This is a genomic window from Micromonospora sp. CPCC 206171 (genome assembly GCF_036906755.1).
Lineage (GTDB): Bacteria > Actinomycetota > Actinomycetes > Mycobacteriales > Micromonosporaceae > Micromonospora > Micromonospora purpureochromogenes.
The window spans coordinates 43,562-69,705 of sequence record NZ_JBAKHT010000001.1 but is presented as its reverse complement, the minus strand read 5'-3'; the positions used below and the strand labels follow the sequence as shown (position 1 = coordinate 69,705).

General features: G+C 73.5%; 26 protein-coding genes. 9 read left to right on the top strand and 17 right to left on the bottom strand.

Going from position 1 to position 26,144, the window contains the following annotated elements; translation table 11 throughout:
• Window positions 1-67: 67 nt before the first annotated feature.
• Window positions 68-1,603 carry a SagB family peptide dehydrogenase gene (locus V6U89_RS00335; protein WP_334568533.1) on the top strand — a complete coding sequence of 512 codons (1,536 nt, stop codon included), beginning with the start codon at window positions 68-70 and terminating at the stop codon, window positions 1,601-1,603.
• 45 nt (window positions 1,604-1,648) lie between these two features.
• Here V6U89_RS00335 and V6U89_RS00330 read toward each other — a convergent pair whose 3' ends face one another.
• Both V6U89_RS00330 and V6U89_RS00325 read right to left on the bottom strand, forming a co-directional pair.
• The gene (locus V6U89_RS00330; protein ID WP_334568532.1) at window positions 1,649-3,802 is read right to left on the bottom strand and encodes an MMPL family transporter; all 2,154 of its coding nucleotides are present in this window, start codon (window positions 3,800-3,802) and stop codon (window positions 1,649-1,651) included.
• Between the two features lie 258 nt (window positions 3,803-4,060).
• The gene (locus V6U89_RS00325) at window positions 4,061-4,828 is read right to left on the bottom strand and encodes a sterol desaturase family protein (protein ID WP_334568531.1); all 768 of its coding nucleotides are present in this window, start codon (window positions 4,826-4,828) and stop codon (window positions 4,061-4,063) included.
• A gap of 125 nt (window positions 4,829-4,953) precedes the next feature.
• Here V6U89_RS00325 and V6U89_RS00320 point away from each other — a divergent pair, with 125 nt between their 5' ends.
• A complete protein-coding gene (locus V6U89_RS00320; protein ID WP_210776675.1) occupies window positions 4,954-5,307 on the top strand; it encodes a nitroreductase/quinone reductase family protein in 354 nt (117 codons plus the stop codon).
• A gap of 9 nt (window positions 5,308-5,316) precedes the next feature.
• Here the strand turns inward: V6U89_RS00320 and V6U89_RS00315 are convergent, their stop codons facing one another.
• The gene (locus V6U89_RS00315; RefSeq protein ID WP_334568530.1) at window positions 5,317-6,210 is read right to left on the bottom strand and encodes a hypothetical protein; all 894 of its coding nucleotides are present in this window, start codon (window positions 6,208-6,210) and stop codon (window positions 5,317-5,319) included.
• A gap of 77 nt (window positions 6,211-6,287) precedes the next feature.
• Window positions 6,288-6,416 (bottom strand): hypothetical protein, encoded by a 129-nt coding sequence (locus V6U89_RS00310; RefSeq protein ID WP_334568529.1) that lies wholly within the window; start codon window positions 6,414-6,416, stop codon window positions 6,288-6,290.
• 289 nt (window positions 6,417-6,705) lie between these two features.
• On the opposite strand from V6U89_RS00310, the gene V6U89_RS00305 reads away from it, so the two are divergent.
• On the top strand, window positions 6,706-7,221 hold the full coding sequence (locus V6U89_RS00305; protein ID WP_334568528.1) for a hypothetical protein: 516 nt from the start codon (window positions 6,706-6,708) through the stop codon (window positions 7,219-7,221).
• A 427-nt stretch (window positions 7,222-7,648) separates the two neighbouring features.
• A complete protein-coding gene (locus V6U89_RS00300) occupies window positions 7,649-8,608 on the top strand; it encodes an endonuclease/exonuclease/phosphatase family protein (RefSeq protein ID WP_334568527.1) in 960 nt (319 codons plus the stop codon).
• A gap of 85 nt (window positions 8,609-8,693) precedes the next feature.
• Here V6U89_RS00300 and V6U89_RS00295 read toward each other — a convergent pair whose 3' ends face one another.
• From V6U89_RS00295 to V6U89_RS00285, 3 genes are all read right to left on the bottom strand, one after another.
• Complete coding sequence (locus V6U89_RS00295) at window positions 8,694-10,034, bottom strand: nicotinate phosphoribosyltransferase (RefSeq protein WP_334568526.1); 1,341 nt, start codon at window positions 10,032-10,034, stop codon at window positions 8,694-8,696.
• 128 nt (window positions 10,035-10,162) lie between these two features.
• The gene (locus V6U89_RS00290) at window positions 10,163-10,405 is read right to left on the bottom strand and encodes an oxidoreductase C-terminal domain-containing protein (RefSeq protein ID WP_334568525.1); all 243 of its coding nucleotides are present in this window, start codon (window positions 10,403-10,405) and stop codon (window positions 10,163-10,165) included.
• 60 nt (window positions 10,406-10,465) lie between these two features.
• Window positions 10,466-11,695, bottom strand: a complete 1,230-nt coding sequence (locus V6U89_RS00285) for an RNA-guided endonuclease InsQ/TnpB family protein (protein ID WP_334568524.1) — start codon at window positions 11,693-11,695, stop codon at window positions 10,466-10,468.
• 2 nt (window positions 11,696-11,697) lie between these two features.
• Between V6U89_RS00285 and V6U89_RS00280 the strand changes: the two genes are divergently transcribed.
• On the top strand, window positions 11,698-12,093 hold the full coding sequence (locus tag V6U89_RS00280) for a hypothetical protein (RefSeq protein WP_334568523.1): 396 nt from the start codon (window positions 11,698-11,700) through the stop codon (window positions 12,091-12,093).
• A 30-nt stretch (window positions 12,094-12,123) separates the two neighbouring features.
• Here the strand turns inward: V6U89_RS00280 and V6U89_RS00275 are convergent, their stop codons facing one another.
• From V6U89_RS00275 to V6U89_RS00260, 4 genes are all read right to left on the bottom strand, one after another.
• On the bottom strand, window positions 12,124-13,008 hold the full coding sequence (locus tag V6U89_RS00275; protein WP_334568522.1) for an SCO6745 family protein: 885 nt from the start codon (window positions 13,006-13,008) through the stop codon (window positions 12,124-12,126).
• A gap of 56 nt (window positions 13,009-13,064) precedes the next feature.
• Window positions 13,065-14,591, bottom strand: coding sequence for a long-chain-fatty-acid--CoA ligase (locus tag V6U89_RS00270; protein ID WP_334568521.1), 1,527 nt, complete (start codon window positions 14,589-14,591; stop codon window positions 13,065-13,067).
• A gap of 140 nt (window positions 14,592-14,731) precedes the next feature.
• Window positions 14,732-15,610 (bottom strand): LysR family transcriptional regulator, encoded by an 879-nt coding sequence (locus V6U89_RS00265; protein ID WP_334568520.1) that lies wholly within the window; start codon window positions 15,608-15,610, stop codon window positions 14,732-14,734.
• Window positions 15,607-16,491 (bottom strand): LysR family transcriptional regulator, encoded by an 885-nt coding sequence (locus V6U89_RS00260; protein WP_334568518.1) that lies wholly within the window; start codon window positions 16,489-16,491, stop codon window positions 15,607-15,609. Before V6U89_RS00260 ends, V6U89_RS00265 begins: the two co-directional genes overlap by 4 nt.
• Window positions 16,492-16,627: 136 nt before the next feature.
• On the opposite strand from V6U89_RS00260, the gene V6U89_RS00255 reads away from it, so the two are divergent.
• A complete protein-coding gene (locus V6U89_RS00255; protein WP_334568517.1) occupies window positions 16,628-16,996 on the top strand; it encodes a VOC family protein in 369 nt (122 codons plus the stop codon).
• 44 nt (window positions 16,997-17,040) lie between these two features.
• Here the strand turns inward: V6U89_RS00255 and V6U89_RS00250 are convergent, their stop codons facing one another.
• Genes V6U89_RS00250 through V6U89_RS00240 form a run of 3 tightly spaced genes read right to left on the bottom strand, consistent with a single transcriptional unit; the run spans window position 17,041 to window position 19,458 of the window.
• Window positions 17,041-18,201, bottom strand: a complete 1,161-nt coding sequence (locus V6U89_RS00250) for an aminoglycoside phosphotransferase family protein (protein WP_334568515.1) — start codon at window positions 18,199-18,201, stop codon at window positions 17,041-17,043.
• A 42-nt stretch (window positions 18,202-18,243) separates the two neighbouring features.
• The gene (gene yidD, locus V6U89_RS00245; protein ID WP_442933841.1) at window positions 18,244-18,630 is read right to left on the bottom strand and encodes a membrane protein insertion efficiency factor YidD; all 387 of its coding nucleotides are present in this window, start codon (window positions 18,628-18,630) and stop codon (window positions 18,244-18,246) included.
• A 39-nt stretch (window positions 18,631-18,669) separates the two neighbouring features.
• Window positions 18,670-19,458: a PPOX class F420-dependent oxidoreductase gene (locus V6U89_RS00240; RefSeq protein ID WP_334568513.1), complete on the bottom strand. Its 789-nt coding sequence runs from the start codon at window positions 19,456-19,458 to the stop codon at window positions 18,670-18,672.
• 59 nt (window positions 19,459-19,517) lie between these two features.
• Here V6U89_RS00240 and V6U89_RS00235 point away from each other — a divergent pair, with 59 nt between their 5' ends.
• Window positions 19,518-19,937 carry a VOC family protein gene (locus V6U89_RS00235; RefSeq protein WP_334568511.1) on the top strand — a complete coding sequence of 140 codons (420 nt, stop codon included), beginning with the start codon at window positions 19,518-19,520 and terminating at the stop codon, window positions 19,935-19,937.
• On the opposite strand, the gene V6U89_RS00230 is transcribed toward V6U89_RS00235, so the two are convergent.
• Together V6U89_RS00230 and V6U89_RS00225 are read right to left on the bottom strand one after the other, a co-directional pair.
• A complete protein-coding gene (locus V6U89_RS00230; RefSeq protein WP_334568510.1) occupies window positions 19,930-21,045 on the bottom strand; it encodes a hypothetical protein in 1,116 nt (371 codons plus the stop codon). The two genes, V6U89_RS00235 and V6U89_RS00230, sit on opposite strands and share 8 nt — an antisense overlap.
• A gap of 170 nt (window positions 21,046-21,215) precedes the next feature.
• Window positions 21,216-22,361, bottom strand: a complete 1,146-nt coding sequence (locus V6U89_RS00225) for a hypothetical protein (protein ID WP_334568508.1) — start codon at window positions 22,359-22,361, stop codon at window positions 21,216-21,218.
• Window positions 22,362-22,520: 159 nt separating this feature from the next.
• Between V6U89_RS00225 and V6U89_RS00220 the strand changes: the two genes are divergently transcribed.
• A complete protein-coding gene (locus V6U89_RS00220; protein ID WP_334568506.1) occupies window positions 22,521-24,059 on the top strand; it encodes a gluconokinase in 1,539 nt (512 codons plus the stop codon).
• 48 nt (window positions 24,060-24,107) lie between these two features.
• Entirely contained in the window at window positions 24,108-25,631 is a 1,524-nt protein-coding gene (locus tag V6U89_RS00215) for a GntP family permease (protein WP_334568505.1), read from the top strand.
• Between the two features lie 154 nt (window positions 25,632-25,785).
• Here the strand turns inward: V6U89_RS00215 and V6U89_RS00210 are convergent, their stop codons facing one another.
• Window positions 25,786-26,070, bottom strand: a complete 285-nt coding sequence (locus V6U89_RS00210) for a putative quinol monooxygenase (RefSeq protein ID WP_334568504.1) — start codon at window positions 26,068-26,070, stop codon at window positions 25,786-25,788.
• Window positions 26,071-26,144: the final 74 nt, after the last annotated feature.

Here is a 26,144-nt window from a genome sequence, read left to right as displayed (position 1 = left end):
GCGGGTGGGGCGCCCGGCACCGCGCTCGTTCGGGCATACGGCGGGTGCCGGCGGGTATGTGCGGCGGATGCGCACCGGCGAGGTGACCCGGCTCTACCACCACCAGACGAACCAGTGTCGCGGCGACCGGCCGCCGGGGGTCCCGGGGTTCGTCCCGATGGACCCGAGCAACCGTCCCCAGCCCTTCAAACGCCACCTCGGGGCGCCGGTGCACCCACTCCCCCGCGACCTGCCGCCGACCGGGGCGCCGGCCGCGGTGACCCTGTCCGGACGGGTACCGCCCAGCGACCCGACCATCGACGGCGAACTCCTCGCCCGGCTGCTGTTCTTCTCGGCCGGCGTCACCCGAACCGCCGGGGACGACCTCTGGTTCCGAGCCGCCGCCTCCGCCGGCAATCTCCACCCCCTTGAGGTGTACGCGGTGGCCGGCGAGGTGGCCGGGCTCGACGCCGGGCTGTACCACTTCGCGCCCGAGGTGTTCGGCTTGGAGGCACTCGCGGCCGGGGACCACCGCCCGGCGCTGGCCGACGCCACCGCCGACCCGGACGTCGCCGCCAGCCCGCTCGCCCTCGTCGTCACCGGCCTCCCGTGGCGCACCGCGTGGAAGTACGCCGAACGGGGCTGGCTGCACGTCTACTGGGACGCCGGGACGATGCTGGCGAATCTGCTCGCCGTCGCCGAAGGCCACGGGCTGCCCGTGCGGGTACGGCTGGGCTTCGTCGACGCCGCCGTGTCTCGCCTGCTCGGCGTCGACGGCGTGACGGAGTTCCCGGTGGCGGTGATCACCTGCGGTCGGCCCACCGCGAGCGGCGCCGCCGAACCGATCGAGCCACCTCCGCCGCAGTTCCCGCCGACGCCGCTCTCCCCCGCGCCGGTCGACTTCCCGCTGGTCATCCGGGTACAGCAGGCCGGTGAGCTCACCGCCGGCGACGATGTGACCGGCTGGCGGGCGTCCGCCGTAGCGGGCCTGCCACGCGCCACCGACACCGTCGACGCACCAGTTGCGGCCGGCAGCGAGCCGATCGAGTCGGTCATCCTGCGCCGCGGCTCCACCCGGCGCATGCGCCGCCAGGTCGCCCCCGCCGAACTGCTGCACTGGGCGATGGCTGCGGCGACCCGAGCGGTCCCCGCCGACGCAATCCCGACCGGGCGCACCCTGCTCTCCCACGAGGTCGCGGTCCACGCGGTGCACGGCACGGAGCCGGGCCTGTACCAGCAGGTCGACGGCCCGCCGCAACTGCGCCGGCCGGCACCGGAGCCCGAGGTACGAACGTTGAGCCAGGCGCTCTGCCTCGACCAGCCGCTCGGCGGGGACTCGGCGTACACCGACTTCGCCTGCGCCGATCTCGAGCAGGTGCTCGACGGGTACGGCGAGCGCGGGTACCGGGTCGCCCAGTTCGAGGCGGGGGTGGCCGCCGGCCGCCTGCAACTGGCCGCCTTCACCCTCGGTCACGGCGGCACCGGCCTGACGTTCTGCGACCAGGACGTCTCGGACGCGTTCGACACCCGTGCGGCCTGCATGCTCGCCATCGCCATCGGGCCACCCGCCTACCGGCCGAAGCCGGGCGGCCCGCCCGGCCGGCCCCGGCGGCTCACCCGCTGACGGGTCCCGCCGTGCGCCGGGTGAGCCGCGCCAGCACGAACCGCGCTACGCCTTCGCCACGCTCACCGGCTCCGGCGGGGCATGCCGACCCCTGGCCGGCCGCTCGTCGCCGTGCCCCGGCCACCACGCCTTGTGCCCGATCAGCGCGGTCAGCGCCGGGACGAAGAACATCGACATGACGAACGCCGACAGCACGATGCCGATCGCCACCGCGAAGCCCATCTGCTGCAGGAACGAGATCGGCGCGAGCATCAGCACCCCGAACGTCCCGGCCAGGATCAGCCCCGCCGCCGCAACCGTCGGCCCGGCGTGTTCCACGCCGATGGCGGCGGCCTCGTGCGGCTCGTTGCCCTCCCGTGCCTCCTCCCGCAATCGGGCGATCATCAGGATGTTGTAGTCGGTCCCGATCGCCACCACGAAGAGGTAGAGGATGATCGGCAGCTGGAAGGTGATCCCGGGCTTGTCCTGCAGCCCTTGGAAGAGGTAGACCGTCGCGCCCAGCGTGGCGGCGAAGTTGAGCAGGACCGCTATCACGAGGTAGATCGGCGCGACCAGGCTGCGCAGCAGCAGCGCGAGGATGAGCGCGATCAGGCCGGCCGCCACCGGCAGGATCACCGACAGGTCGCGGTTGTTCGCCGAGTTGATGTCCGCGAAGATCGCGGTCGGTCCGCCGACCACCGCCCGGGTGCCGGGCGGAGCCGCCGCGTGCAGGGCGTCGCGCAGGTCGTCCCGGACGAGCGTGATCGCCTCGTTGGAGACCGGGCTCTCGTCGAGCAGCAGGTCGACCCGGGCCACACTCGGGTCGTTGCTGCGCTCCGGCGGCTGCGCCCGGCCCACCCCCGGGGCGCCGGCCGCGGCCGCCGCGAAACCGCTGATCTGTTGCTCGGTCAGCGGCGACCCGTTGTCGGTGGTCAGGTAGACCTCGGTCGGGGCGAGCGCGCCGGCGGCGAACCCGCGCTGCAGGTCCGCGGCGGCCTTCGCCGACTCGGTGTCCTGGGGGAATCCGGAGCTGAAGTCGTAGTCGGCCTGGTAGGCCAGGGATCCGGCGGCGAGCGCGACCAGCAGGGCGCCGGATGCCGCCGCGACGAGCGCCGGGCGGCGACCGATGGCGGTCCCGAGGCGACGCGCCATGGTGGCCTTGGGGGTACGCTGCCACGCCTTGGACGGCCAGAAGACGTACTGGCCGAGCAGCGAGACGACCGCCGGGATGAGCGTGAGCGAGGTGACCAGCATGACGCCGACGGCGATCGCGAGCGCCGGGCCGAGCGAGCCGAAGAAGCCCAGGGAAGCGAGGAGCAGCACGAGGAACGCGACGATGACCGCTCCCGCGGCCGACGTGATGACCTCGCCGACCCGCTCGACGGACACCATCATCGCGGTGCGCTTGTCGTCCCCGGCACGCAGCCGCTCGCGATAGCGGAAGAGCAGGAACAGGATGTAGTCGGTGCCGATGCCGTACAGCACGATCAGCAGCACCGTCTGCAGATCCTGGCTGACGTTGAGGTCGAACGCCTTACCCGCCGCGGCGACCAGTCCGCTCGTGACGGCCATGACGACGCCGATGACCACCACGGGCAGCAGCGCGGCGATGGGGCTGCGGAAGATGATCAGGATCAGTCCGATGATCAGGATGATCGTCGCGATGCCGACCACGGCAAAGGCCTGGTTGAAGGTGTCCTCGTTGTCGACGAAGCTCGCCACGTCGCCGGCCACGCCCGCGGTCAGCCCGCTGCCCGCCAGCTCCGGACCGATGGCCTCCCGCAGATCGCGTACGGCGTCGAGCAGCGCCGGGTCGTCCGGGGCGACCGCGTCGAGCCCGACGTTCACCACCTGCACCGACTTGTCCGGCGCCACGGCCTGCGGGCCGGTCAGGTAGCCGGACGTGTGCGAGATGTTCTTGGCCTTGAGCGACTGGGCGAGCTGGCCCACCTTCGCCTCGTCGGCCGGCGTGAGCGGCTGCCCGTCGGCGCGCTTGACCACGACGGTCGCTGTCGCCGTGGCCTGCTGCGGAAACGCCTTCTTGGCGAGTTCGATGGCCTGCACCGACTCGTAGGAGCGGGGCAGGAAGCTGCCCTGGTCGGCGGAGGTGATGTCGCTCAGCGACGGCGTGGTGACGACGATGGCGACTGCCGCGAGCACCCAGCCGGCAATCACCCACCAGGCCCTGCGTACCACGAATCTGCCCAGCCGCTCGAACATGGTTTCCCCCGTTTGTTCGGCACCACCGACATCTGAGGCGTGGGGCACCGCTGGGCGCCCGCCCGTCACTCCGCTGGGCAGCCTCCGCTACCCCGTGTGCATCCTACCGACGGCAGGCAATCCTTTTCGGACGCGCGAAGACGCGGGGCGTGTCAGCCCGTAGCTGGTCGATACCCGTACACCGGCTCTTTCCTGCCGGCGCGGTCCGGACGCCGGCCGGCCTTGCCGCCCACCATGGCCGGAGAAGACGGAACCGGATCAGGCCACCAGGGCGTACGGCTCAGGCTCGGGTGACAGGCGGCGCTGGTCGTAGTCGGGGGCGAGGGTGCCGAAGAGCCGATCCCAGATCGACGTGTAGAAGCCGAGGTTGACCGACGGCTCGACGTGGTGCCCCGCGTGCAGCGTCGGGGTGGCAACCCAGCGGAACACCCGGCTGCGCCGGGCCGCCGGCGGGAGCACCTCCACGCCCAGGTGGCCAAAGATCCCGAAGACGAGGTTCACCATGGTGTAGGCGACGATCGCCCAGACCGAGAACGCGTGTGCGGCGAGCGCCGCCAGCCAGAGCCCGCCGAATCCGAGGATCTCCAGCGGGTGCAGCGCGTACAGCGTGGCGGGTTGGGCGTCGACGAAGCGGTGGTGCAGCGCGTGGGCCAGCGGGAAGAGCCGGGGCCGGTGCGCGACCGCGTGACCGGCGTACATCAGCAGGTCCATCAGCAGGAGCAGCAGGACGAAATCAGCCACGGCGCGGAGGCCCGGGTCCGCGTTCAGGTGGATGATCCCGGCCTTCCACAGCGCGCAGCCGGCGACGGTGACGAGGGAGTTCATCAGGATCGCCCCACCGGCGAGCCACACCTGCAGCCGGCTGATCCGGCCGGGGTCCGGCAGTAGCCGGACAACCGTCGGCAGCCGCAGCATGGCGTTGCCGGCGCCGACGGCGATCAGGAAGAGGATCACGTTCTCGAGCAGAGCGAGCCCGACCACCTGGCCGACATCGAGTCGCCACGCCCAGTCGAGCACACCATCCACGTCCTTCAGTATGGGTCCGTCACAGCGGCTCCGGGCCGACCTGATTCGCGGATCTCGCAACGGGCCGGCGCGAACGTCCATAGCCTGGCAGGCGGGAGCACTTCGAGACGTTGACGGAGGACACCGTGACCAAGGCCGTCAGGGAAGCGCTTGAGGGCGTCAGCGAGATCGAGCTGACCGTGACCGGCCGAAAGACCGGACGGCAGATCACCCACCCCGTCTGGTTCGTCCAGGAGGAGGAGAGCGCCTTCCTGGTCCCGATAACCGGCTCGGACAGCGACTGGTACAAGAACGTACGGCAGACACCGTTCGTGCAGCTGGCCGTCAACGGGACGGCGGTGAGCTCGACCGCGACACCGATCACCGAACCGGACCGGGTCGATCACGTGGTGGAGATGTTCCGCGAGAAGTACGGCTCGGATCAGGTGGACCAGCACTACCCGAAGCGTGACGTCGCCGTCCAGGTCTCACTCACGTAGCCGGTCGGGTCAGCCGGTGATCGTCAGCGCGACCGGCAGGCCCTGCTGCACCTCGAGCACCGCCCGCTCCCCCAACGGTCGTGCCAGCTCGGCGGTGGCGGTGCGACGTGCTCCGATGTCCCCGCACGACTCGCCGCCGGCGTGGCGGTGCTCGATGACGATCACGACGACGGCGTTGGCCGACTCGACGGCCTCCGCGCTGTAGTCGGCGCCGCACGCCTGGCTTCCGGGGGCCGGGTAGCCGGTGAAGGCCACGGTCAGCCGCCGGCTCGTCGTGCTCCCGGTCGCCGACTCGATCGCCAACCCGCCGTGCGGGTACTCGGGACCCCAGGCCGGTGGCGTCACCACGACGGCACCCGCGCTGGCGACCGCGACCCGGGTCAGCCGCACCGCCGTACCCTTGAGGGTGTATTCCCAGGCCGGGACCGCCGCCGGGCCGCGCGTGGTGGTAATCCGCACCGTGGTCAGGCGCGCGGCGGTGACCTCCAGGGGTACGCACCCGGAGCAGTCCCCGGCGCCCGCCCCGCTCAGCTGGGCGAGTGCCTCCTCGGCCGACGTCAGGGGAACGGGTTGGGTCGTGCCGTTCTCCCAGACCACCTTTCCCGTCGGTTGCCCGAGGGCGGGCAGCGCCGTGGCGGGGACGACCCGCCCGGTCAGCAACGCCTGCTTGTTGTTGTCGCCGTTCGCCTGTTCCCAGTCGCCGAGCTGGCCGGTCAGCTCCCCGACCGGCACGAAGGCTTGCGCCCCACCGGCGGCGAGGACCGCCTCGTCATACCGGGTCAGGGCGTCGCGCGCCTGCAGCCGCAACTGGTCCAGGTCATCCCCGCCGGGGCCGCTGCCGGTCCCGCAGCCACCGAGGACGGCCACTGCGGTCACCCACACCAGCCAGCGCCGTTCGGCCATCCCCGCTCACCTCCGCGCCCCTTCGACGTCCGCCGGCCCGTTGAGGTTCCCCCAACATGTCTCCCGGCACCAGGTGTTCAGGGGCGGGACGCGCGCCGGCGGAGAGCCATGCGACCGGCGCGCGACCGCAGCTCCCGCGCCGTCTGGCCCAGCTCGAACGCGATCCGGGCGGCCTCGTACGCCTCGGCGGCGCCCGGCTCCGCCATCGGACGTTCGCGCGGGTCGTCCGACTCAGCCCGATCATCCCTCACTGGGTCCCCCGCCCATGGTCGCCGCTCTGCGTGCTGTCATCGCTCCAGAGCCCAACGACGGTCGACGCACCGGGTAGCGGGACGTATTCGTCACGTCCAGTTCCTACACGCTGATCGATCGACTTCTACGATGCAGGTCGTGCGCGATGATGATGATCTACCCGCCGGCGAGGACGGTTCGGGTCGGCGGTGGCTGGGCCGTACCCGGCTGGTCCTGCTCCTGTGTGGGGCGGTCGTCGCCGTCGTGGCCGCCACCGCGGGTGTCAGGTGGTTCGTCGGCGAACCCGTTCCGGCCGCGGGTGGGAAGCGGCCGATCGGCTACGGCTGCCCCGTGTTCGGCGTGGACCCGGGCCCTCCCAAGGAGTGCGGTCCGCCCGCGGCCCTGGACCCGCGCCGCGCACCGGTGACCGAGGGGCAGCGGACGGCGGTCAGGGACCGGGCCGGGGCCATTCGCCTCGCCGCGTCGCACGCCGGCTGGTGCATGACCGGCAGCCAGCCCGAATGTGCCCGTCGGCCGGCGTCGCACGAACCGACGCAGCACGATGTCGACGCGGCTCGGCTGTGGCTGGACCGGACGGAGGCCTCGGCGAGCACGGCACGGCTGGCTCGTCCGGGCGATCCAGGTCATGTGGGCGCGCTGCTCTACGCGGCTCGCCTCGATGACGTCTGCGTCGTCGGCTACCTCGAGCAGGTGCCGGGCGGTATGGGCGGCGATGAGATCGTCGGCCTCCTGCCCGACGGGACCTGCCTGCCCGACTGACGAGCCGAGGCGTCGCCGCCGGTGCAGGAAGGCACCCGACCGGACCCGGCTCCGCTCCCGACAGCCGCCCGCCCTGACCGGCGTCCGCCGGCCCGACGCGGATGCCGACGTCAGCGTCGAGTACCCGTACCGGTTGGCGGGTGGGGCCGAACCGCCGATATCCACGCCTATCCCCGACCGTCCGCGCGGCGATAGCGTGCACGCACCGCGACGCCCCCGTGCGCGTCCCCACCTCGCACCACCGGATCGATCTCACGTCCGACGCCGGCGTAGTCGCCGGGAGAGAGGATCGAAGAGGATGCTCCCGACACCCACCACCTCCCGCTGGCGAGCGGCGAGAGTTACCCTCGCCGCCGCCATCGCACTTCTCAGCCTCGGCATTTTCGGCGCGCCCGTTCATGCCCAGGGACAGTCCAAAGTCACCGTGATGACCCGGAACCTGTTCCTGGGCGGCGATCTGACGCCGTCCATCGGCGCGCCGACCACGGGCGCGTTCCTGGCCGCGAACTCCGCGCTGTTCAGCCACGTCGGCCTGGTCAATTTTCCGGCCCGGGCGAAGCTGCTCGCTCGGGAGATCACCGAGAACAAGCCGGACCTGGTCGGCCTGCAGGAGGTCGCCCTGTGGCGCACCGGCACCTTCGCTGACCCCGCACCCGCCACCGAGATCCGGTACGACTACCTGGCGCTGCTCATGGGCGAGCTGAGCCGATCCGGTCACCCGTACGACGTCGCCGTCGTACAGGCTGAGGCGGATCTGGAGGCGCCGGCGGGCGCGCCGCACTTCCTGGACGTACGGCTCACGATGCGCGACGTCATCCTGGTGCGCCACGGCGGCCGGGTGAAGGTGACCGACTCCTCGTCCGGCACCTTCGCCAACAACCTCACCTTCACGCTTGCGGCAACGGGCGGGACCGTGACCAGCACCCGCGGTTGGACCGCGGTGGACGTGGTGCACGGGCAACGGTCGTTCCGGTTCGTGAACACCCACCTGGAGGCCTTCCACCCCGGTGTCCGGGTGCTGCAGGCGCGCGAACTGCTGGCCGGGCCGCTGGCCATCGCGCCGGGTGACGTCATCCTCGCCGGTGACCTCAACACGGGACCCGACCTGCCCGTCGCCGAGAACCGGCTCGCCTACGCGGCTCTCGTGGCCGGGGGGATGCGGGACACGTGGGAGATCCTGCACCCTGATGAACCCGGCTACACCGCGGGTCTGGGCGACGACCTGAACCAGCCCGCCGACGCCGTCGAGCACCGGATCGACATGGTCCTGTTCCGGGGGGAGGTCGTACCCGTCTCGGCCCTCATCTTCGGCAACGAGCGGCAGACCCCCGACGGCCGGTGGGCTTCGGACCACCTCGGCTACCTGGCCGTGCTGGCCCTGCGGTAAGGCGATGTTGCTCCGGGCTGGCGCCGACGCGCCAGCCCGGAGGGTGCCACTGGCGCAGGGCGCCACAGCGTGAGCGGCCCGGCTGTCAGTAGGTCCCGCCCCGCGCCACCTGCGCGGCCACCCGCTCGTGCAGCGCGGCGAGGGCCGGGCTGACGCTGGCGGTGAGCGGCGCCGGGCCCGCCAGCCGACGCGCCGGCTCCGGCAGCCAGGCGAGGTCCGCGTCGAACCGGCCGCGCGCGGCGCGTACCTCACCGGCCGGGTCGGCGGCGGCCAGGCGACGGCCGCCGCGCATGACCGGCACGAGCAGCGGTTCGCGGTCGCCCGACGGGGGTTCGTCGCGCAGCCCCACCACGTCGCCGTCGGCACCGGTGGGATCGCGGAAGACCTGCTTGGGACCGGGCAGGGTGGCCTTGCCGGGCGACAGCTTGAGCACCGGCCGGTCGCCGACGGCCACCAGCTTGTAGGCGCTGTCCAGGGACGGCGCGTCGAAGGAGACGCCCATGCGGGTGCCGACGCCGTACGCGTCGATCGGCGCGCCCGCGGCGACGAGCGCCGCGATGGCGTCCTCGTCGAGGCTGCCGCTGGCCACGATCTGGGCCCGGGTCAGCCCGGCCTCGTCGAGGATCGCGCGGGTCTGCACGGCCAGCGCGGCGAGGTCTCCGGAGTCGAGCCGCACGCCCACCGGGCCGGTCAGTCCCAGCTCCGCGATGACCTCGACGGCGGCGCGTACTCCGGCGGGCGTGTCGTAGGTGTCGACGAGGAACACCGGGTTCGTCGGGAAGTCGGTCGCGAACGCGCGGAACGCGGCGCGCTCGTCGGGAAACGCCTCGACGTACGAGTGGGCCATCGTCCCGGACGGCAGCAGCCCGTAGCGTCGAGCGGCCTCGACGTCGCTGGTCGCGGCGAAGCCGGCGATCGCGGACGCCCGCGCCACGCCCGCCCCGGCCTCGATCCCGTGCGTGCGGCGGAACGCGAAGTCGACCAACTGCGCGTCGCCGGCGGCGAGGCGGCAGCGGGCGGCCTTGCTGGCCACCGTGGTGTGGAAGGTGACCAGATTCAGCACGCCGGTCTCCACCAGCTGCGCCTCGGCGATCGGCGCGGTGACCTCCAGCAGCGGTTCGTCGGCGAACACCACCCGGCCCTCCGGTACGGCCCACACGTCACCGGTGAACCGCAGCCCCGCGAGCGCTGTCAGCGTCGCTTCGTCGAGCCCGACGGTGTCGCGCAGATAGCCGAGTTCGCCCTCGTCGAACGCGAAGCTCTCCAGGAACGCCAGCGCCTCGGCCAGCCCGGCGGCCACCAGGAAGCCACGCTGCGGCGGTAGGCGGCGGACGAACAGGCTGAACGTGGCGTGCTCCACCATGTCCCGGCGCAGGTAGCTGGCCGCCATCCGCAGCTCGTACAGGTCAGTACGCAACCCGGTCACAGTTCCTCCATCGGCACGGGCACCGCGACCACCCTGGCTGGCGGGATGTGTCGGGCGCGGGTACCCCTTCGGGTCGCTGCTACACCTACCGGCGGTGAACCCGCCGCCGACCGCTCGCCGGGGTCCGCTCACCCCTGACGGATCAGACTGTCGAGGGCGACGGTGGGATCGGCCAGGCGGTCGAGGTCGACAGGCCGGCGGGAGCGGATCAGCTGCCCGATCGGGCCGGTCACCTCCCAGACGTTGACGTTCATGCCCGCCAGCACCCGCCCCTGCGCGGTCCAGAACGCGATGAATTCGCCGCTGGTGAGCTCGCCGCGGACGACGACCCGGTCGTAGGAGCCGGGCGGGGCGTGGCCGGTGTACTCCATGCCCAGCTCGTACTGGTCGGTGGTAGAAGTAGGGCAGCCGGTCTTGACGATCTCTCCGCCCTAAAGGGCGGAGATTCCCTCCACGCTGCGCGTGGAACACGCGGCGTCCGGGCGGATTCCTGCTTCCTCGCGCGGTGCCGGCACGGGTGCTGGTCTTACCTGCGCTCCACAGGCGTTTGAGTTGTCCCAGCGTCCCTGGGCCAACACGTTGATCGCCGCGTTGACGTCTCGGTCGTGGACGGCCCCGCATGGACAGGTCCACGATCGGACGTTCAGCGGCTTGGGGCCGTCGAGCCGGCCGCACGCCGAGCACGTCTGCGACGTGGGCGCGAACCGGTCGATCTTTGCGAAGGTGCGCCCGTACCGGGCGGCTTTGTACTCCAACATGCCCGTGAACGCTGCCCAACCGGCGTCGTGCACGGACTTCGCCAGCCTGCTCCGGCCGAGACCGACGACGCACAGGTCCTCGACGTACACCGCTTGGTTGTCGCGGATGATCTGTGTCGAGAGCTTGTGCTGCCAGTCGCGCCGGGTGTCGGTGACTCGCGCATGAGCGCGGGCGACCTTCACGACAGCCTTCTTGCGGTTGTTCGACCCCTTGGTCTTGCGGGACAGGTCTTGCTGCAGCGGGCGCAGCTTGCGGGCCGCGCGGCGCAGGAACTTCGGGGCGGCCACCTTCGTACCGTCCGACAGCACCGCGAAGTGGGTCAACCCCAGGTCGATGCCCACCTCGGAATCCGAGGGCGGCAACGCCTCGTCGGTGCTCTGCACGACGAACGAGGCGAAGCATCGGCCCGCTGCGTCCTTGATGATCGTCACGCTGGACGGTGCGCAGGGCAACGTCCGGGACCAGCGCACCTCGACGTCGCCGATCTTCGGCAGCCGCAGCCGGCCATTGTCCAGCACCTTGAACCGGGCGTTGGCGGTGAACCGGATCGCCTGCCGGTTGTCCTTGCGCGAGCGGAACCGCGGCGGTGCCACCTTGCGACCCTTCCGCTTCCCGGACAGGGATGCGAAGAAGTTGCGGTACGCCACGTTCAGATCGGCCAGAGCTTGTTGCAGGACGACCGAGGAAACCTCGCCCAGCCAGGCTCGCTCGGGCGTGGCCTTGGCCGCGGTGACCCGCTTGGACAACTCGGCGTCCGACAGATACGGCAGGCCCTCGGCCCGGGCTTGCTGCCGTGCGCGCAGGCCGTCGTTGAACACCACCCGAGCGCACCCGAACGCCCGATCCAGCGCTTGCTGCTGACTCGACGTCGGGTAGACGCGGTAGTTGTAACGGAGCTGCACCCGTGCACCGTACCGTTGGTTTACGGCTGAACTCGAAAGTATCCGCACTGCTCCTCGCCGACGCGGTCGTCGACGACCCGGCCCACGCCGACGACGCCGCGCGTCGGCTCGCCGGGCAGCGCGGCCGCAGCCTGGGCGCCGGGCTGGCCGAGGACGGGTGCGACGTCCTGTCGGCGCTGGGCGGCCTCGGATTCGAGCCACGGCCCGACGCGCAGCGGCGGGTGCTCCTGCACAACTGCCCGTTCCACGCCCTGGCCACCCGGCACACCGCTCTGGTGTGCGGGTTGAACCACGCCTTCCTCACCGGCCTGCTCGAAGGGCTCGGCGCCGCCGATGTCGACGCCCGCCTGGCCCCCCGCCCCGGTGCCTGCTGCGTGGAGTTGAACCTGCCGTCGTGAGTGCTCGCTCCACCGCACCGGCGGCCGCGGTCATCCCGCGGTGGGTGTGGCCTTCAGGTTGAGCAGCCCGGCGTCGACGACGGCGCGGCTGAGCGGCCGCGCCGCTTCGGCGAGCCGCGCACACCCGTCCTCACCCAGCACCCGGTAGGCGGGTTCGGCGAGAGCGTCGGTCCGATCCTCGACCGACTGCCGCAGGTCCCGGCCGGCGTCGGTGAGGGCCAGGTCGTCGGCGTCACCGTCGGCCAGCAGGCCGCGAGCTCGCAGGCCGTCCACCGCCTCGACCCACTCGTCGCTGGTCCAGCCGCGACTGCGGCGCAGGAACCGCACCGGTACGTCACCGGTCGCCGCGTGCAGCACGAGCGCGTCGAGGCCGCTGATACCGGCGACGACGAGGGCGTTCACGTGCCCGTCGCCACGGAACTCGCGCAGCAGCGTCTGCGCGTGCCAGAGCACGAGGTGCGGCTCGTCCGGCCACGGCAGCGCCGCGTGGGCGGCGAACAGCGGACGCCCGGGCAGCTGCTCGCACGCCGACTCGGCGGCCCGGCGGGCCAACTCGGCCGCCTCGGCGACGGCATCCGTGGCGTCCTCCAGAGCCGAGAAGGCCCGGCTCAGGGCCGCGTCCGCGGCGTCCAGGCGGGCGCGGAGCACGGCCGGCGGGTCTGCCCGCTCCCACGCGGCGGGCAGCGCGGCGCGTACCAGTGCGGGCTTGAAGTTGAAGAACGTCGCGACGACCGGCTCGGCCGGCACCGCGCCGAACGCGGCCGACCGGGACGCGAAGTAGCCCGTCAGGCCGTCCAGGCCCAGCGCCTCGTACCGTTGCCGCGCCTCGGGGGCGAAATAGATCATGGCGTGGATCGGTTCGGCGCGGCGCCACGCGGCGCGGGCGACCGCGGGATCGAGGGGGGATCGGGCCACGGGAACTCCTTCCATCACTGGTCGACGACGGTCACGTGCGGGGTCTTCAGCGCGGGTCAGGGCGTCCGGTCCTGCGCGAAGCGCCACCGTAGCTCCCGCTTGAGGACCTTCATGCTCGGGCCCAGCGGGAACGCGTCGACGAACTCGACCCGCCGCGGGTACATGTGGCGGCCCACCTGCTCGCGCGCCCAGTCGATGATCTCGTCGGCGGTCACCTCCGCCGCCGGGATGACCACCGCGCAGACCTCCTCGCCGTGCGTCGGATGGGGTACGCCGACCACCGCCACCTGCCCGATCGCCGGGTGGCGCAGCAGCGCCTCCTCGACCTCCCGCGGGTAGACGTTGAATCCGCCCCGGATGATGAGGTCCGTCTTCCGGTCGACGATCGTGACGAACCCGGCCTCGTCCCGGGTGCCGATGTCGCCGGTGCGGAACCAGCCGTCCCGGAGGACCTCCGCGGTCGCCCGTGGCTGGCCGAGGTAGCCGGCGAAGACGTTGTGCCCGCGGATGACGATCTCGCCGATCTCGCCCGGTGGGAGCAGCTCGACGCGGTCCTCCCGGTCGGCCCGGGCCACCTCCACGTCGACGCCCCAGATCGGGCAGCCGACGGTTCCCGGCCGCGCGCCGAAGGTCGGCTGGTTGGTGGTGGCCACCGGGGAGGTCTCGGAGAGGCCGTAGCCTTCGTAGACGGTCGTCGTGAACGTCGCCGCGACCTCGTCCAGCACGCTGAGCGGCAGCGACGCGCCGCCGGAGACACACAGCCGCAACGACGGGCGCGGCGCGCCCCTGCGGGCCGCGTCGAGCAGCGCGATGTACATGGTGGGCACGCCGAGGAACGCCGTCACGCCGTGCGCGACCATCAGCTCCAGCGCCTGGACCGGGTCGAAGCGCGGCTGGAGGACGAGCGTGGCGGCGGCACGGAACGCGGTGTTCATCGCGGCGGTCTGCCCGAAGCTGTGGAACAGCGGCAGGCAGCCGAGGAGCACGTCGTCGCGGCGTACCCCGAGGTCGTCGAAGGCGTTGACGGTGGCGTTCATCGTCAGGTTGAAGTGGGTCAGCACCGCGCCCTTCGGTCGACCCGTGGTGCCGCTGGTGTAGAGCACCACGGCGGGGTCGTCCGGCGCGGTCGGCACCAGCCCGGGCCTCGGCGCCAGCCGGGCGGCCACCGCGGCCAGCGAGTCCGGATCGGCCGGATCCAGTCCGACCGCCGGTATTCCGGCCAGCTCCGCCGCCTTCACGGCCGTCGCCGGGTCGCCGCCGCCGTGCACCAGGGCACGGGCCTGGCTGTCGCGCAGGACGAACGCCACCTCCTCCGCGGTCAACAGCAGGTGGATCGGCACCACGACCGCGCCGAGCGAGAGGATCGCGTAGTAGGCGCGCGGAAAGTCCGGCACGTTCACGGCCATGAGCGCGACATGGTCGCCGGGGCGTACCCCCCGCTCGGCCAGCGCCGCGGCGTACCCCCGGGTCTGCGCCCACAGCTCCGCGTACGTGACGCGTTCGTCGCCGCAGACGATCGCGGGATGCGCGGGTCGGCGTCGGGCGGACTCGGCCAGGACGGAGGCCAGCGACAGTTGGGCCATGGTTCCTCGCTGTCGAAGGAGAGCGGACCGGACGCGGGTGGGTCCACTGATCGAAGACCGGCGGGCCGGTGAAATCAAAGACGAGCCGTCACCCGCCCCATAGGCGGCGGCTATGGGGGCGCGGCCCCGGCGTGGCCGGTCTACTCCGGCCCGGGCAGCAGGTCCAGCAGGGCCTGGGCGGCCGGCGACAGCCGCCCGGACCGGTGGACCAACGCGAACCGGCAGACCACCGGTGGGTCCAGCGCCCGCACGACGGCCCCGGCGCGGGCCGCCTCGTCGGCGTACCACCGGGTCAGGAACGCGGCGCCGGCCTGGGCCAGCACCATGGGTACGACGGCCTCGCGGTGCCGGGTCACCGCCGCGCGACGCATCCGCACACCGGCCGTGCCGAGCGCGGCCAGGACCGTCGCGCGCAGCGCGCTGTGCCCCTGGATGTCGATCACCGGGGTGCCCTGCAGCGCCCGCAGCGGCAGCGGCCCGTCGGGAGCGGGCGTGCCGGGCGGCAGCACCGCCCACACCTGCTGCGCGCCCAGCTCCCGCACGGGCAGCCGCAGGTCGGGGATGGGCAGGTACGTCAGGGCCAGCTCGCAGCTTCCGTCGCGGACGAGCCGGGCCAGGTCCTCGTCGTCGCGGGGCTCCAGCACGCGCACCGCGATGCCGGGGAAGCGTCGCCGCAGGGTGGCGATCGCCGGGGTGAGGGGATCGACGGTCAGTGCGGCGTGCGCGGCGATGTCGAGCCGTCCGGTGCGCAGGTCCACCACGTCGGCGACGGCGGCCCGGGCGGCGCTGGCGTCCTGCAGGACCTGCCGGGCCGGGGCGACCAGCGCCTCGCCGGCGACGGTGAGGACCAGGCCGCGCCCGGTGCGGTGAAACAGCTCGATGCCGAGTTCGCGTTCCAGCCCCCGGATCGCCTGGGACAGGGACGGCTGGGCGATGCGGATGGCCGCGGCCGCGCGGGTGACCCCGCCGTGGTCGACGACGGCGAGGAAGTACTCCAACTGGCGCAGGTCGACCGTCATCGCCCCACCCCGCACCGGGCGCGGGCGTGTGCCACGAACGCGCGGGCGGCCGGCGACAGTGGACCGGGCCGGTGCACCAGCCCGTACGCCTGCCGCAGCGGCGGGTCGACCGGGCGCACGACGGCGCCGAGCGAGGCGGCCGCGTGCGCGGTCTCCCGCACCAGGAAGGCGGCGCCGGCACCGCCGAGGACGAGCGGCGCGAGCGCCTCCGGGTGCGCCACCTCGACCACGAGCCGGGTGCGGACGCCCTGGTCGCGCAGCGCCCGCTCGACGTCGTCCCGTTGCCAGCTCCCGCGCGGCACCCCGAGGACGTCGGCGCCGTGCAGCCGGGCCAGCGGCACGGCGTCACCCGGACCGACATCGGTGCCGGGCGGGAACGCCAACCACAGCTCCTGTACGCCGAGTTCGACCACGTGCAGCCCGAGGTGCGGCAGGGGCAGGTGGGTCAGGCCCAGCTCGCTGTGCCCGTCCCGGACGAGGATGTGCAGGCCGTCGTCGGTCTCCGGCTCGTCGATGTGGACGACGATGTGCGGTTTCTCGCGCCGGAACGAGCCGACCAGGGACGCCCCCGGGTAGGCCGCCAGCACGGGCACGGCGACCAGGTCGAGGGCGGGCGTGGCTCGGGCGTGCGACCCGACCGCCTCGCGGGCGGCGGTGATGCCGCGCAGCATCTGGCGGGCCGGGCCGACGAAGGCCCTGCCCGCGTAGGAGAGCACCAACCCATGCGGGACCCGGTGGAACAGCTCGGCGCCGAGTTCGCGTTCGAGCGCGCGCACCGACTGCGACAGCGTCGGCTGGGCGACGTCGAGCGCCGAGGCCGCCCGACTGAAGCCACCGTGCTCGGCCACCGCGAGGAAGTAGGAGACCTGCCTGACGTCCAATGCGTTCCCGATGACTCAGTTAGGGCTCGGTCAGCACGGATGTTACCGGTTGGTTCGGCCCGGGCCGCCGGGCGTGGCGGGCAGCGTGTCGTACCGGCGTTCTAGCCTGACCCGGACCCGAGGCCGTGGAGGCAGCATGCTCGACCACCTGTCCATCCAGGCCCGTGACGTGGCGGCCAGCGCCGCCTTCTACGACGCCGTCCTGGCCCCGCTCGGCGGTCGCCGGGTGATGGAGTTCGGCCCGGTCATCGGGTACGGCACCGACAGCCCCGACTTCTGGCTCGGCCCGGTGAACACCGGCGGTGCGGCGCGCGAGGCGCACATCGCGTTCACCGCCCCCGATCGGGCCGCCGTGCAGGCGTTCCACGACGCCGCGGTCGCCGCCGGCGCCGAGGTGCTGCACGCGCCCCGGCTCTGGCCGGAGTACCACCCGACCTACTTCGGCGCGTTCGTCCGCGACCCGGACGGCAACAACGTCGAGGCCGTCTGCCACGCCCCCGAGTGACGAGGCCGGCGTCCTAGCCGGGGCCCCGCCTAAACCTCCACGGCTCATCCCCGCCCGAGCAGGGTGGCGGCCTGCGCCAGCCAGTGCGGCACGTCGGCCTCGTGGTACACCCGCTCGCTCGGCTCGATCGCGGCGAGGAAGGCCGCGTACACGGCCGCCGACCGCAGCGCCGCGACCGGCCGCAGCAGCTCTACGGCCCGTTCCGGCTCGCAGCCGGGCGCGTCGGCCCGCCAGCGGGCGCACCACGCGGCGACCAGCGCGTCCGAGGCGTCGGGCGGAAGCCCGCTGGTCAGCGTCAGGATGTCGAAGGCCGGGTGCCCGACGAAGGAGTCGCCCCAGTCGATGATGACCCGCCGGTCACCGTCACTGCGGACGTTGCCGGGGTGCAGGTCGCCGTGCACCAGGGTGTCCGGCACGCCGCACTGCCGGGCCTGCGCCAGCCGCTCCTCCAGCCCGTGCAGCACGGCGTCGGCCTGGTGCGGGGCGAGCGCGGCGCGGATCCAGCGGGCCAGTGCGGCGCCGCGCAGGTCGGGCACCCCGACCGCCACCAGCTCGTCGGCCAGCGGCAGCGCGCGCATCTGGAGGACGTGCTGGTCGGCGGCGATGGCGGCGCGTTCGGCGGGGTCCGCCCCGTAGCGGTCCTCCCCCGGCACGTGGTCGAGCAGCATCCGGCCGTCGTCGTCCGCGGCGAGCAGGGGCGGCACCAGGCCGGGCGTGACCGCGCCGAGCCGGCGCAGCACCGCCGCCTCGTGCCGGAAGAAGCCGGGTACCTGCTTGAGCCAGACCGGGCCGTGCGGACCGTCGAGTCGCCAGATCGCCGACAGGTTCCAGGTGCGCCGCTGCGCCACCTCCTTCGCCGGCCGGCCGAGGCGGTCGAGGGCGGCGGTGGCCCACCCGACGGTGGCGGCCGGTCCGCCGGGCTCGGCGTAGGGCGCGCGCAGCGGGTGCGGCGGGAGTTCCAGGTCCACCGGTCGCAGCGGTACGGCGGGTGGGGCGGCCACCTCGGCCAGGTACGTCACCGCGCCGCCGACCCCTGGCCGGTCGCTGACTCCGGACAGCAGCCGCAGCACCGCGACCTCGACGGGCGCACCGCAGACGACCGCGTCGACCTCCTGCCACCACGGCGTCGGCACCTCGTACGGAGGCAGTGCCCCGAGCAGCCGGCCGGCGGGGTCGACCAGGACGAGGGTCACGGTGCGGGTCACGGTCGCCGACCGTAGCGTCGGGGCGGGGTCAGCGGCGAGCGGTTATCGCACCGGGTCGTGGGTACCGCGCGGCACTCCGGGCCGGCAGCGGCGCAGCCGGTCCGCCGCCATCCGCCCGCCGACCGCCAGGCCGTACCGCTCGACGGCGGCGAGGCCGTACGCACTGCAGGTCGGGGTGAACCGGCACTGGCCCGGCCAGCGGTGCGACAGCCAGCGCCGGTAGCCGAGGATCGCGGCCCGGCCGGCCCGGTCGACGACCGGTGCCCGGCTGACCCGGGCGGTAGTGGCGCCGAGGGTGAGCAGGAAGGAGAAGAGCCCGAGGTCACAGCAGTTCGGACCGTCGCACTCGCAGGCGTCACAGCCGGCGTAGGCCCAGTCGCGCTTCTTCTTGTTCTTGGCGGTGCGCCGGCCCCACAGTCTGTTGATCACGCCGTACATGGTGCGACAGCCCCGCCACCCGGGTGCTGGTCAGGCCGGTCGGTCCGGCGGCGTGGTGAGAGCGAAGTGGACGGTACGGCCGGTGCGCCGCCGCCCGAGGCGGTGAGCCAGCGGGACGAGCACGCCGTGCAGCACGGGGTACTTGCGGACCAGCAGCCGGGCGGCGTGCCGCTCCTCGTCCCCGGTGAGCCGGCGCGCGGTCGCCTCGACGGCCGGGCCGGTCGGTCGGCCGCGAGCGGTGGACGCGGCGACGGTCACCCTGGGGTCGTTGCGGATGCGCCGGGTCTTGCCGGCCCGCTCGAAGCTGCGCACGTACGCCCGGTCGCCGTCGACGGCGATGCTCACCGCCGTGCCGACCGGGCTGCCGTCGCGGCGGAAGCTGGCCAGCAGCACGGTCTTCTGCCGGGTGAACGGCGCCCACCCCGGTGCCGCGCCGACCTCGACGGCGCCGAGCACCCCGCCCAGTTCGCGCCACCGGGCCAGCAGGGCCACCGCCGCCAGCGCGGCGGAGAGCCCGACCAGCCAGGTCTGGCCGGCGCTGCCGCCGAGGTGCCGGTCGGCGAGGTGGGTGCCGGTGTGGGCGAGCGCCCCGGCGAGGTAGCCGGCCAGGGCGACCGCCGGCGCGTCGGCCCAGATCGCGGCGAGCAGCAGGGTCACCCCGATGCCCAGTTGGAACGCGCCGACGTCGTGGACGAAGTGGTGGCTGCCGGGAAAGTCGACCGCCTCGGCGAAACCGCCTGGTCGGAGCAGTGCCCACCCTCCGACCAGCAGTGCGGTCAACCCGAGCAGGGCGCAGGCGGCGCGGACGAAACTCCTCATGCCCACCTGACGGAACGCCTTGCCGGAACGTGACGGTGCCCGGCGGTACGGTCCGGGGCATGGAACAGCGGATCAGCCTGATCACCCTCGGCGTCGCCGACCTCCCGCGCGCCCGGGCGTTCTACGAGCGCCTCGGCTGGCAGGGCCAGGAGGTCGAGGAGACGGTCTTCTTCCAGGCCGGTGGCCTCGCCCTGGTGTTGTGGGGCCGGGAGAAGCTGGCCGCCGACGCGGGCGTACCGGACACCGGCCCGGGCGGTCTGACGCTGGCGCAGAACGTCCGCTCCCGCGCCGAGGTCGATGCCGTGCTGGCCACGGCGGAGCGGGCCGGCGCGCGGATCACCCGCCCGGCGGCGGAGACCTTCTACGGCGGCTACGCCGGCTTCTTCACCGACCCCGACGGTCACGTCTGGGAGATCGCCTGGAACCCGGGTTTCCCGCTCGCCGACGACGGCACGCTCACCCTGCCCGACTTCAGCTGAACACGGTGCGCCGCACGCCCCGGTGCCCGGCGCAGGCGTCGCCCCGCCCACCGGTGAGGCTGACCGCCCCGTCCCTGCACTGCACCAGGTAGCCGCGCCCCGACCAGAAGGTCTGCGCGCAGTCGAAGTAGTCGCAGATCCGGTGGTCGGGCCGGCGGACGCGCTTGCCGCCGCAGAAGTCGTACCCCATGGGGTTGGTCGGGGCGCCGCAGCGTCGCTCGCCCGACGGCGCGGGCTTGGCCGGCGAGCGGCGGGGCTTCGGTGCGGCGGACGTCGGGGGCGCCGCGGCGCGGGGCGCGGCCACCGGGGTGGCGGCGGCGGCGACGTCGGAGCCGGGGCTGACCGGTGGGTCGGACTCGAAGAGGACCGCGGGCACGACCAGGGCGAGCGCGACGGCGACGGCGACGGTGCGCCGGCCGCCGGGGATGCGCCCGGCGAGCCGGGCCTGGCCGGGGGTGGCGATCGCCGGCCGAAAGGGCCGGGTCTGCTCGTGTTCGGCGATCAACTCGTCGAGTTGCGCGATCACCGCCGCGCGCTGCTCGATGGCGTCGGCGAAGGCCAGGGTGAGGGTGAACCGGAACTCGGCCGCCGCCGTGGGCGGCACCAGCAGGCCGCAGGTGCGCCGCCGGTCGAGGACCTGGATCAGCGACACCGGGGCCGCCGGGTCGTGGGACAGGCCGGTCATCTTCCCGTACGCCCAGTCGCGCCGGCCGCGTCCGCCGAGCAGCACCAGTCGGCGGTTGGTGATCACGGCCACGCCGGCGTCGGTGGCCCGCACGCCGTCGGGGAGCCGGTGGCGCAGCGGCGCCGGCAGCGGCTCGACAGTCAGGTCGGGTGCGGGCAGCACCGTGGTGTGCCGGACCTCGACCAGTTGCGCGGCGGGCAGCGCCCAGAAGACCACCTCGCCGGGGGCGAGTTCCAGGGGCAGGCCGTGGCCGGCCGTCACCGAGCCGTGCAGGTCGACGGCGAGGGTACGCAGTCGCCGCAGCTCGTCGTCGCGCTGCCGCCACGCCCGCTCGGCTTCGCGGTATGCCCGCTGCCGGCGCTCGTTCTGCTTGCGCGCCCAGGTGTAACGCCAGGTGGAACCCGTCGAATCAGTATCTGCCACGCCGACTCCTTCGCCGCGCGAGCCACCAACCGGGGTGTCATCCGGATCAACGGTGGCGGCGAGTCCGGCGGACACGCCGAAGCGCGCGAACCACCCGATCGGGGGACCAATCCGGACGATTGGTGGATGCGCTGCGTCGATTCACGTTCGGCGTCGGAACGGCGGTGCGGTCACCCCGCCTCGGCCCGGTACCGACGCAGCCGCTCCGCGGCCATGGCGAACGCCTCCGCCTCGCCCGCCAGGCACGGGGCGAGGATCCGATGGCCCTGTTCCCGCACGGCAGCGCCGTCCGGATGCCCGGGAAGCCATTGCTCCGGCTCGCCGATGGTCAACTCGACCCGGCCGCCGGGCAACCCCACCGCGCCCTCCGGCAGTCCGCCGAGCCGCTCCAGGTGGCCGGGCGAGAGGAGCTGATGCCACATGGCGTCGGGTACCAGGACGTCGGCCAGTGCCGCGACGTCCGGTCGCGACGGTCCGCGGTCGACTCGCGGCACCCAGTCGTGCCGCAGCACCAGCCGGGTGTCCGGCTCGGCGTCGACACCCGCCCAGACCAGCAGCTCGGCGTGGGCGCGGATGACGTCGCGCAGCTCCCGCATCCGGCGGGTCACCTCGGCCCGGTCGCCCTGTCCCGGTGCCATGGTCAGCGTGGCCGCGGGCAGGCCGTTGCGGTACGCGGCACCGACGCTCGCCGCCACCAACTCGGTGGCGAAGTCGCTGGCCACGACGGTCACCGTAGTGGCGCCGGCCGGGGTGGTGAGCACCGCCTCCGCCACCGGCCGCAGGGACCGCGCCGGTACCGGCGTCTCCACCCCGAGAACGACGGCGGCGACATCCGCCGCCGGGTCCCGGGCGACGTGCAGCCAGTCGAGCGCGATGTCGAGCAACGGCAACGGCGGGCGGGGCGGAGCCGGCCCGAACGGCGCCCCGACCGGTCCGGCCAGGTAGGCCCGGGCCGCCATGCTGAACTCCTGGAGCCGGTCCGTCCGGCCAGGCACGGCCAGCGAGACGACGGCGTCGCGTACGTCGCCGCCCCGCAGCTGCTCGGCGAGCAGCCGCGGCACGGCGAGCACCTGCTCGTCGGGGAGGGAACCGAGGTCGAGCAGCAGGAGGTGCGCCCCGGGCAGGGGCACCGGGGGCGGGAGGAAGCCGACGCGCTGCGGCTCGCCGTCCTGATCCGGACCGTCCAGCCGGAGCAGCGCCCCCCGCACTCTCGTCATGGCATCGGGAAGGTGGCCGTCGTCGGACCGGACCTCGATCAGCAGGCTCTGCGACTCCCGCAGCTCCCGGTCGATCTCGGGCAGTACGACGACGGCCATCAGGCTTTCCTTTCTCCGGCGGGAGGCGATCACCCCGTCGCCGCCGTTGAGCCAGTCCCATCATCCCGTGCGCCGTGCGGGGTGCCCGAACCCTCGGTAACGTCAGCCGCAGCCGGACGGCGACGGGGCCACCCGGCAGGTGGGCGCGGAGGTGGGCCGGTGAGCGACAGGGTCGTGCTCGGCGTCGACATCGGCACCACCAGCACCAAGGTGGTCGCCTACGACACCGAAGGCGAGCAGCTCGCGCACCATTCCGTGGGCTATCCGCTGGACGAGCCGCACCCGGGGTGGGCGGAACAGGATCCGTCGACCATCTTCGACGCGGTCGTCGAGTGCGTCCGTACCGTGGCCGGCGAGCTGCCCGGGCCGGTGGCGGGCCTGTCGTTCAGCACCGCCATGCACAGCCTGATCGGCCTGGACGCCGAGGGCGTCCCGTTGACCCCGTCGGTGACCTGGGCGGACTCCCGGGCCAGCGCGCAGGCCGAGCGGTTGCGGGCCGCCCCGCCCGGGCTCGCGCTGCACCGGCGTACCGGCACGCCGGTGCACCCGATGGCGCCGCTGCCGAAGCTGGTCTGGTTCGCCGAGCAGGAGCCGATGGTCTTCCAGCGGGTCGCGCACTGGGTCGGCATCAAGGACTACGTACTGCTGCGCCTGACCGACGCGCTGGTGACCGACCACTCGGTGGCCTCGGCCACCGGGCTGCTGGACATCCACCACCTGGTCTGGGACGCGGAGGCGTTGGGCATCGCCGGCATCGTCGACGAGCAGCTGCCCCAGCTCGTCGCAACCACCACGGTGCTGCCCGGCCTCACCGCCGAGGCGGCCGTGGCGACCGGGCTGCCCGCCGACACCCCGGTGGTGGTCGGCGCGGGCGACGGCCCGCTGGCCAACCTCGGCCTGGGTGCGGTCCGGCCGGGCGTGGTGGCCTGTTCGATCGGCACCTCCGGGGCGATGCGGGTGGCCGTGGAACGGCCGGCCGTCGACCCGCTCGGCGGGGTGTTCTGCTACGCGCTGACCGAGGACCGCTGGGTGGTCGGCGGCGCGATCAACAACGGCGGGATCGTGCTCCAGTGGGCCGGCGACGCGCTGGCCCCGGAGCTGGGCGAGGACTCCGAGGAGGAGCTGCTGGCGCTGGCCGAGCGGGCGCCGGTCGGCTCCGGTGGGCTGATCATGCTGCCGTACCTGCTCAGCGAGCGGGCGCCGCACTGGAGCGCGCTGCCGCGCGGGGCGTACGTGGGGCTGACCCACGGCCACCGCCGCGAGCATCTGATCCGGGCGGCGCTGGAGGGGGTGTGCCAACAGCTCGCCCTGGTGCTGGCCTCGGTGCGCGCCGCCGGCAACGAGGTACGCGAGATCCGGGCCAGCGGCGGCTTCGCGCGCAGCCCGCTGTGGCGGCAGATCCTCGCCGACGCGCTCGGCATGCCGGTGCGTTTCCCCGCCGGGCACGAGGGCTCCAGCTTCGGCGCGGCGCTGCTCGGCATGCAGGCGCTCGGGCTGATCCCGTCCATCGACGTCGCCGCCGACCTGGTGGAGATCGAGGAGACGGTACGCCCCGATCCTTCCGCCGCCGCCACCTACGCCGCGCTGCTCCCGCTCTTCTCCGAGCTGTACGACGCGCTGGTCCCGACCTTCGCGTCGCTGCGACGGCTGGCCCCGAGCCTGCCGCCGGAACCGTCACCCACTCCCGCACCCATGTGATCGCCCGCCCCGCAAGGGACCGGACGCCGTCCGAAGGTCGTGATTACCGTGACCGCTCTCCTCGCCGCACCGGCCGAGCCGCTCACCGACGCCGGTGACGCCCAACTGATCCTCGCGGCCCTGCTGGGCATCGCCGCGGTGGTGCTCCTGATCGCCTGGGGCAAGGTCCACCCGTTCCTGTCGCTGATCCTCGGCGCGGCGGTGCTCGGCGTGGTCGCCGGCGTGGCCCCGGACAAGATCGTCACCTCGTTCAGCGGCGGCGTCGGCTCCACGGTGGGCGGGGTCGGCCTGCTGATCGCACTCGGGGCCATGATCGGTGGCCTGCTCGCCGAATCCGGCGGCGCGGACGGCATCGTCGAACGGGTGGTCGGTCGGGTCTCCGGCACGGCGCTGCCCTGGGCGATGGCCGGGGTCGCCGCCCTCATCGGGCTGCCGCTCTTCTTCGAGGTCGGCGTCGTGCTGCTGGTGCCGATCGTGCTGCTGGTCTCGTTGCGCACCGACGTACCGCTGATGAAGATCGGCATCCCGGCGCTGGCCGGCCTGTCGGTGCTGCACGGCCTGGTGCCGCCGCACCCGGGCCCGCTGGTCGCGATCGACGCCCTCGGCGCCAACCTGGGCCAGACCCTCGCGCTGGGGCTGCTGGTCGCCATTCCGACGGTGATCGTCGCCGGTCCGATCTTCGGCAACTTCATCGCCCGGTACGTGCCCGCCACCGCCCCGGAGGAGTTGCTGCCCACCCGGCGACCGGTCGCGCTCGCCGGCGGGCGGGGGCCGGCGGCCACCGGTCGCGGCCCGCTCGACGCCCACGGCGACCTGGTCACCGAGGACGACCTGGCCAACCCCGGCGCCGGCCGCCCGGGTGAGCCGATCGACGAGGCGGCCACCGCGCGGGTACGGGCGCGCCGCGCGCCGGCCCTGTGGGCCGCGGTCATCACCGTCCTGCTGCCGGTGGTGCTGATGCTGCTGCGGGCGATCGGCGAGCTGACCCTCGACGAGGGCACCGCCGGCCGCAAGGCGCTGGACATCATCGGCACCCCGATCGTCGCCCTGCTCGCCGGCGTCATCTTCGCGATGATCTTCCTGGGCTACCGGACCGGTTTCAGTCGCGCGCAGGTCTCCGGCTTCCTCGGCGGGTCGCTGCCGCCGATCGCCGGCATCCTGCTGATCGTCGCCGCCGGCGGCGGTTTCAAGCAGGTGCTGGTCGACGCCGGCGTGGGGAACCTGGTCGCGGACGCGGCCGATGGCGCGAACCTCTCGCCGCTGCTGCTGGGCTGGCTGGTGGCCGTCGGCATCCGGGTGGCGACCGGCTCGGCCACGGTCGCCACCATCACCGCCGCCGGCATCGTCGCGCCGCTGGCGGAGACCCTCCAGGGACCGGAGGTGGCGCTGCTGGCGCTGGCCATCGGCTGCGGGTCGCTGTTCTTCTCGCACGTCAACGACGCGGGCTTCTGGCTGGTCAAGGAGTACTTCGGACTGACGGTCGGGCAGACCATCAAGAGCTGGTCGGTGATGGAGACGATCATCTCGGTGGTCGGCTTCCTCGGCGTCCTCGTCCTCGACCTCCTCCTCTAGCCCCCCGCCCCGCCCCGCCCCCACCCCCACCCCCGCCCCCGCCCGTCGCGAAGCCAGCCGGGTCGGCACTTTCGGAGAAAGAGGGCTCATCCAGCGCGGAACAGCCACTCTTTCCGAGAAAGTGCGGGGATCTTGGCGGGGGTGGCGGGTGGGGTCAGGGGGCTTCGACGGCGGAGATGCGGTAGCGGTGCACCTCGGCGCCGAGGATCGCCGCCACCTGCTCCTCCGCCGGGCCGGCACCGCGGAAGGCGAGCAGTTGGTCGTCGCTGTCCCAGCGCTCGTAGACGTTGATCCGGCCCGGCTCGACCAGGTCGGCGCTGATCGCGAAGTCGATGCAGCCGGGCGCGGAGCGCGCCTGCCGGACGACCTCGGCGCAGGACGCCAGGTAGGCGTCCCGGCCGGCCGGGTCGACGTAGAGACTGCCCGCGACGATGAGCACGGTGACCTCCGGTGGTGTGGTGGGGCGGTCCGCCTGACAGGCACCAATATGCCTGCCAGGCGGGACCCGCACCG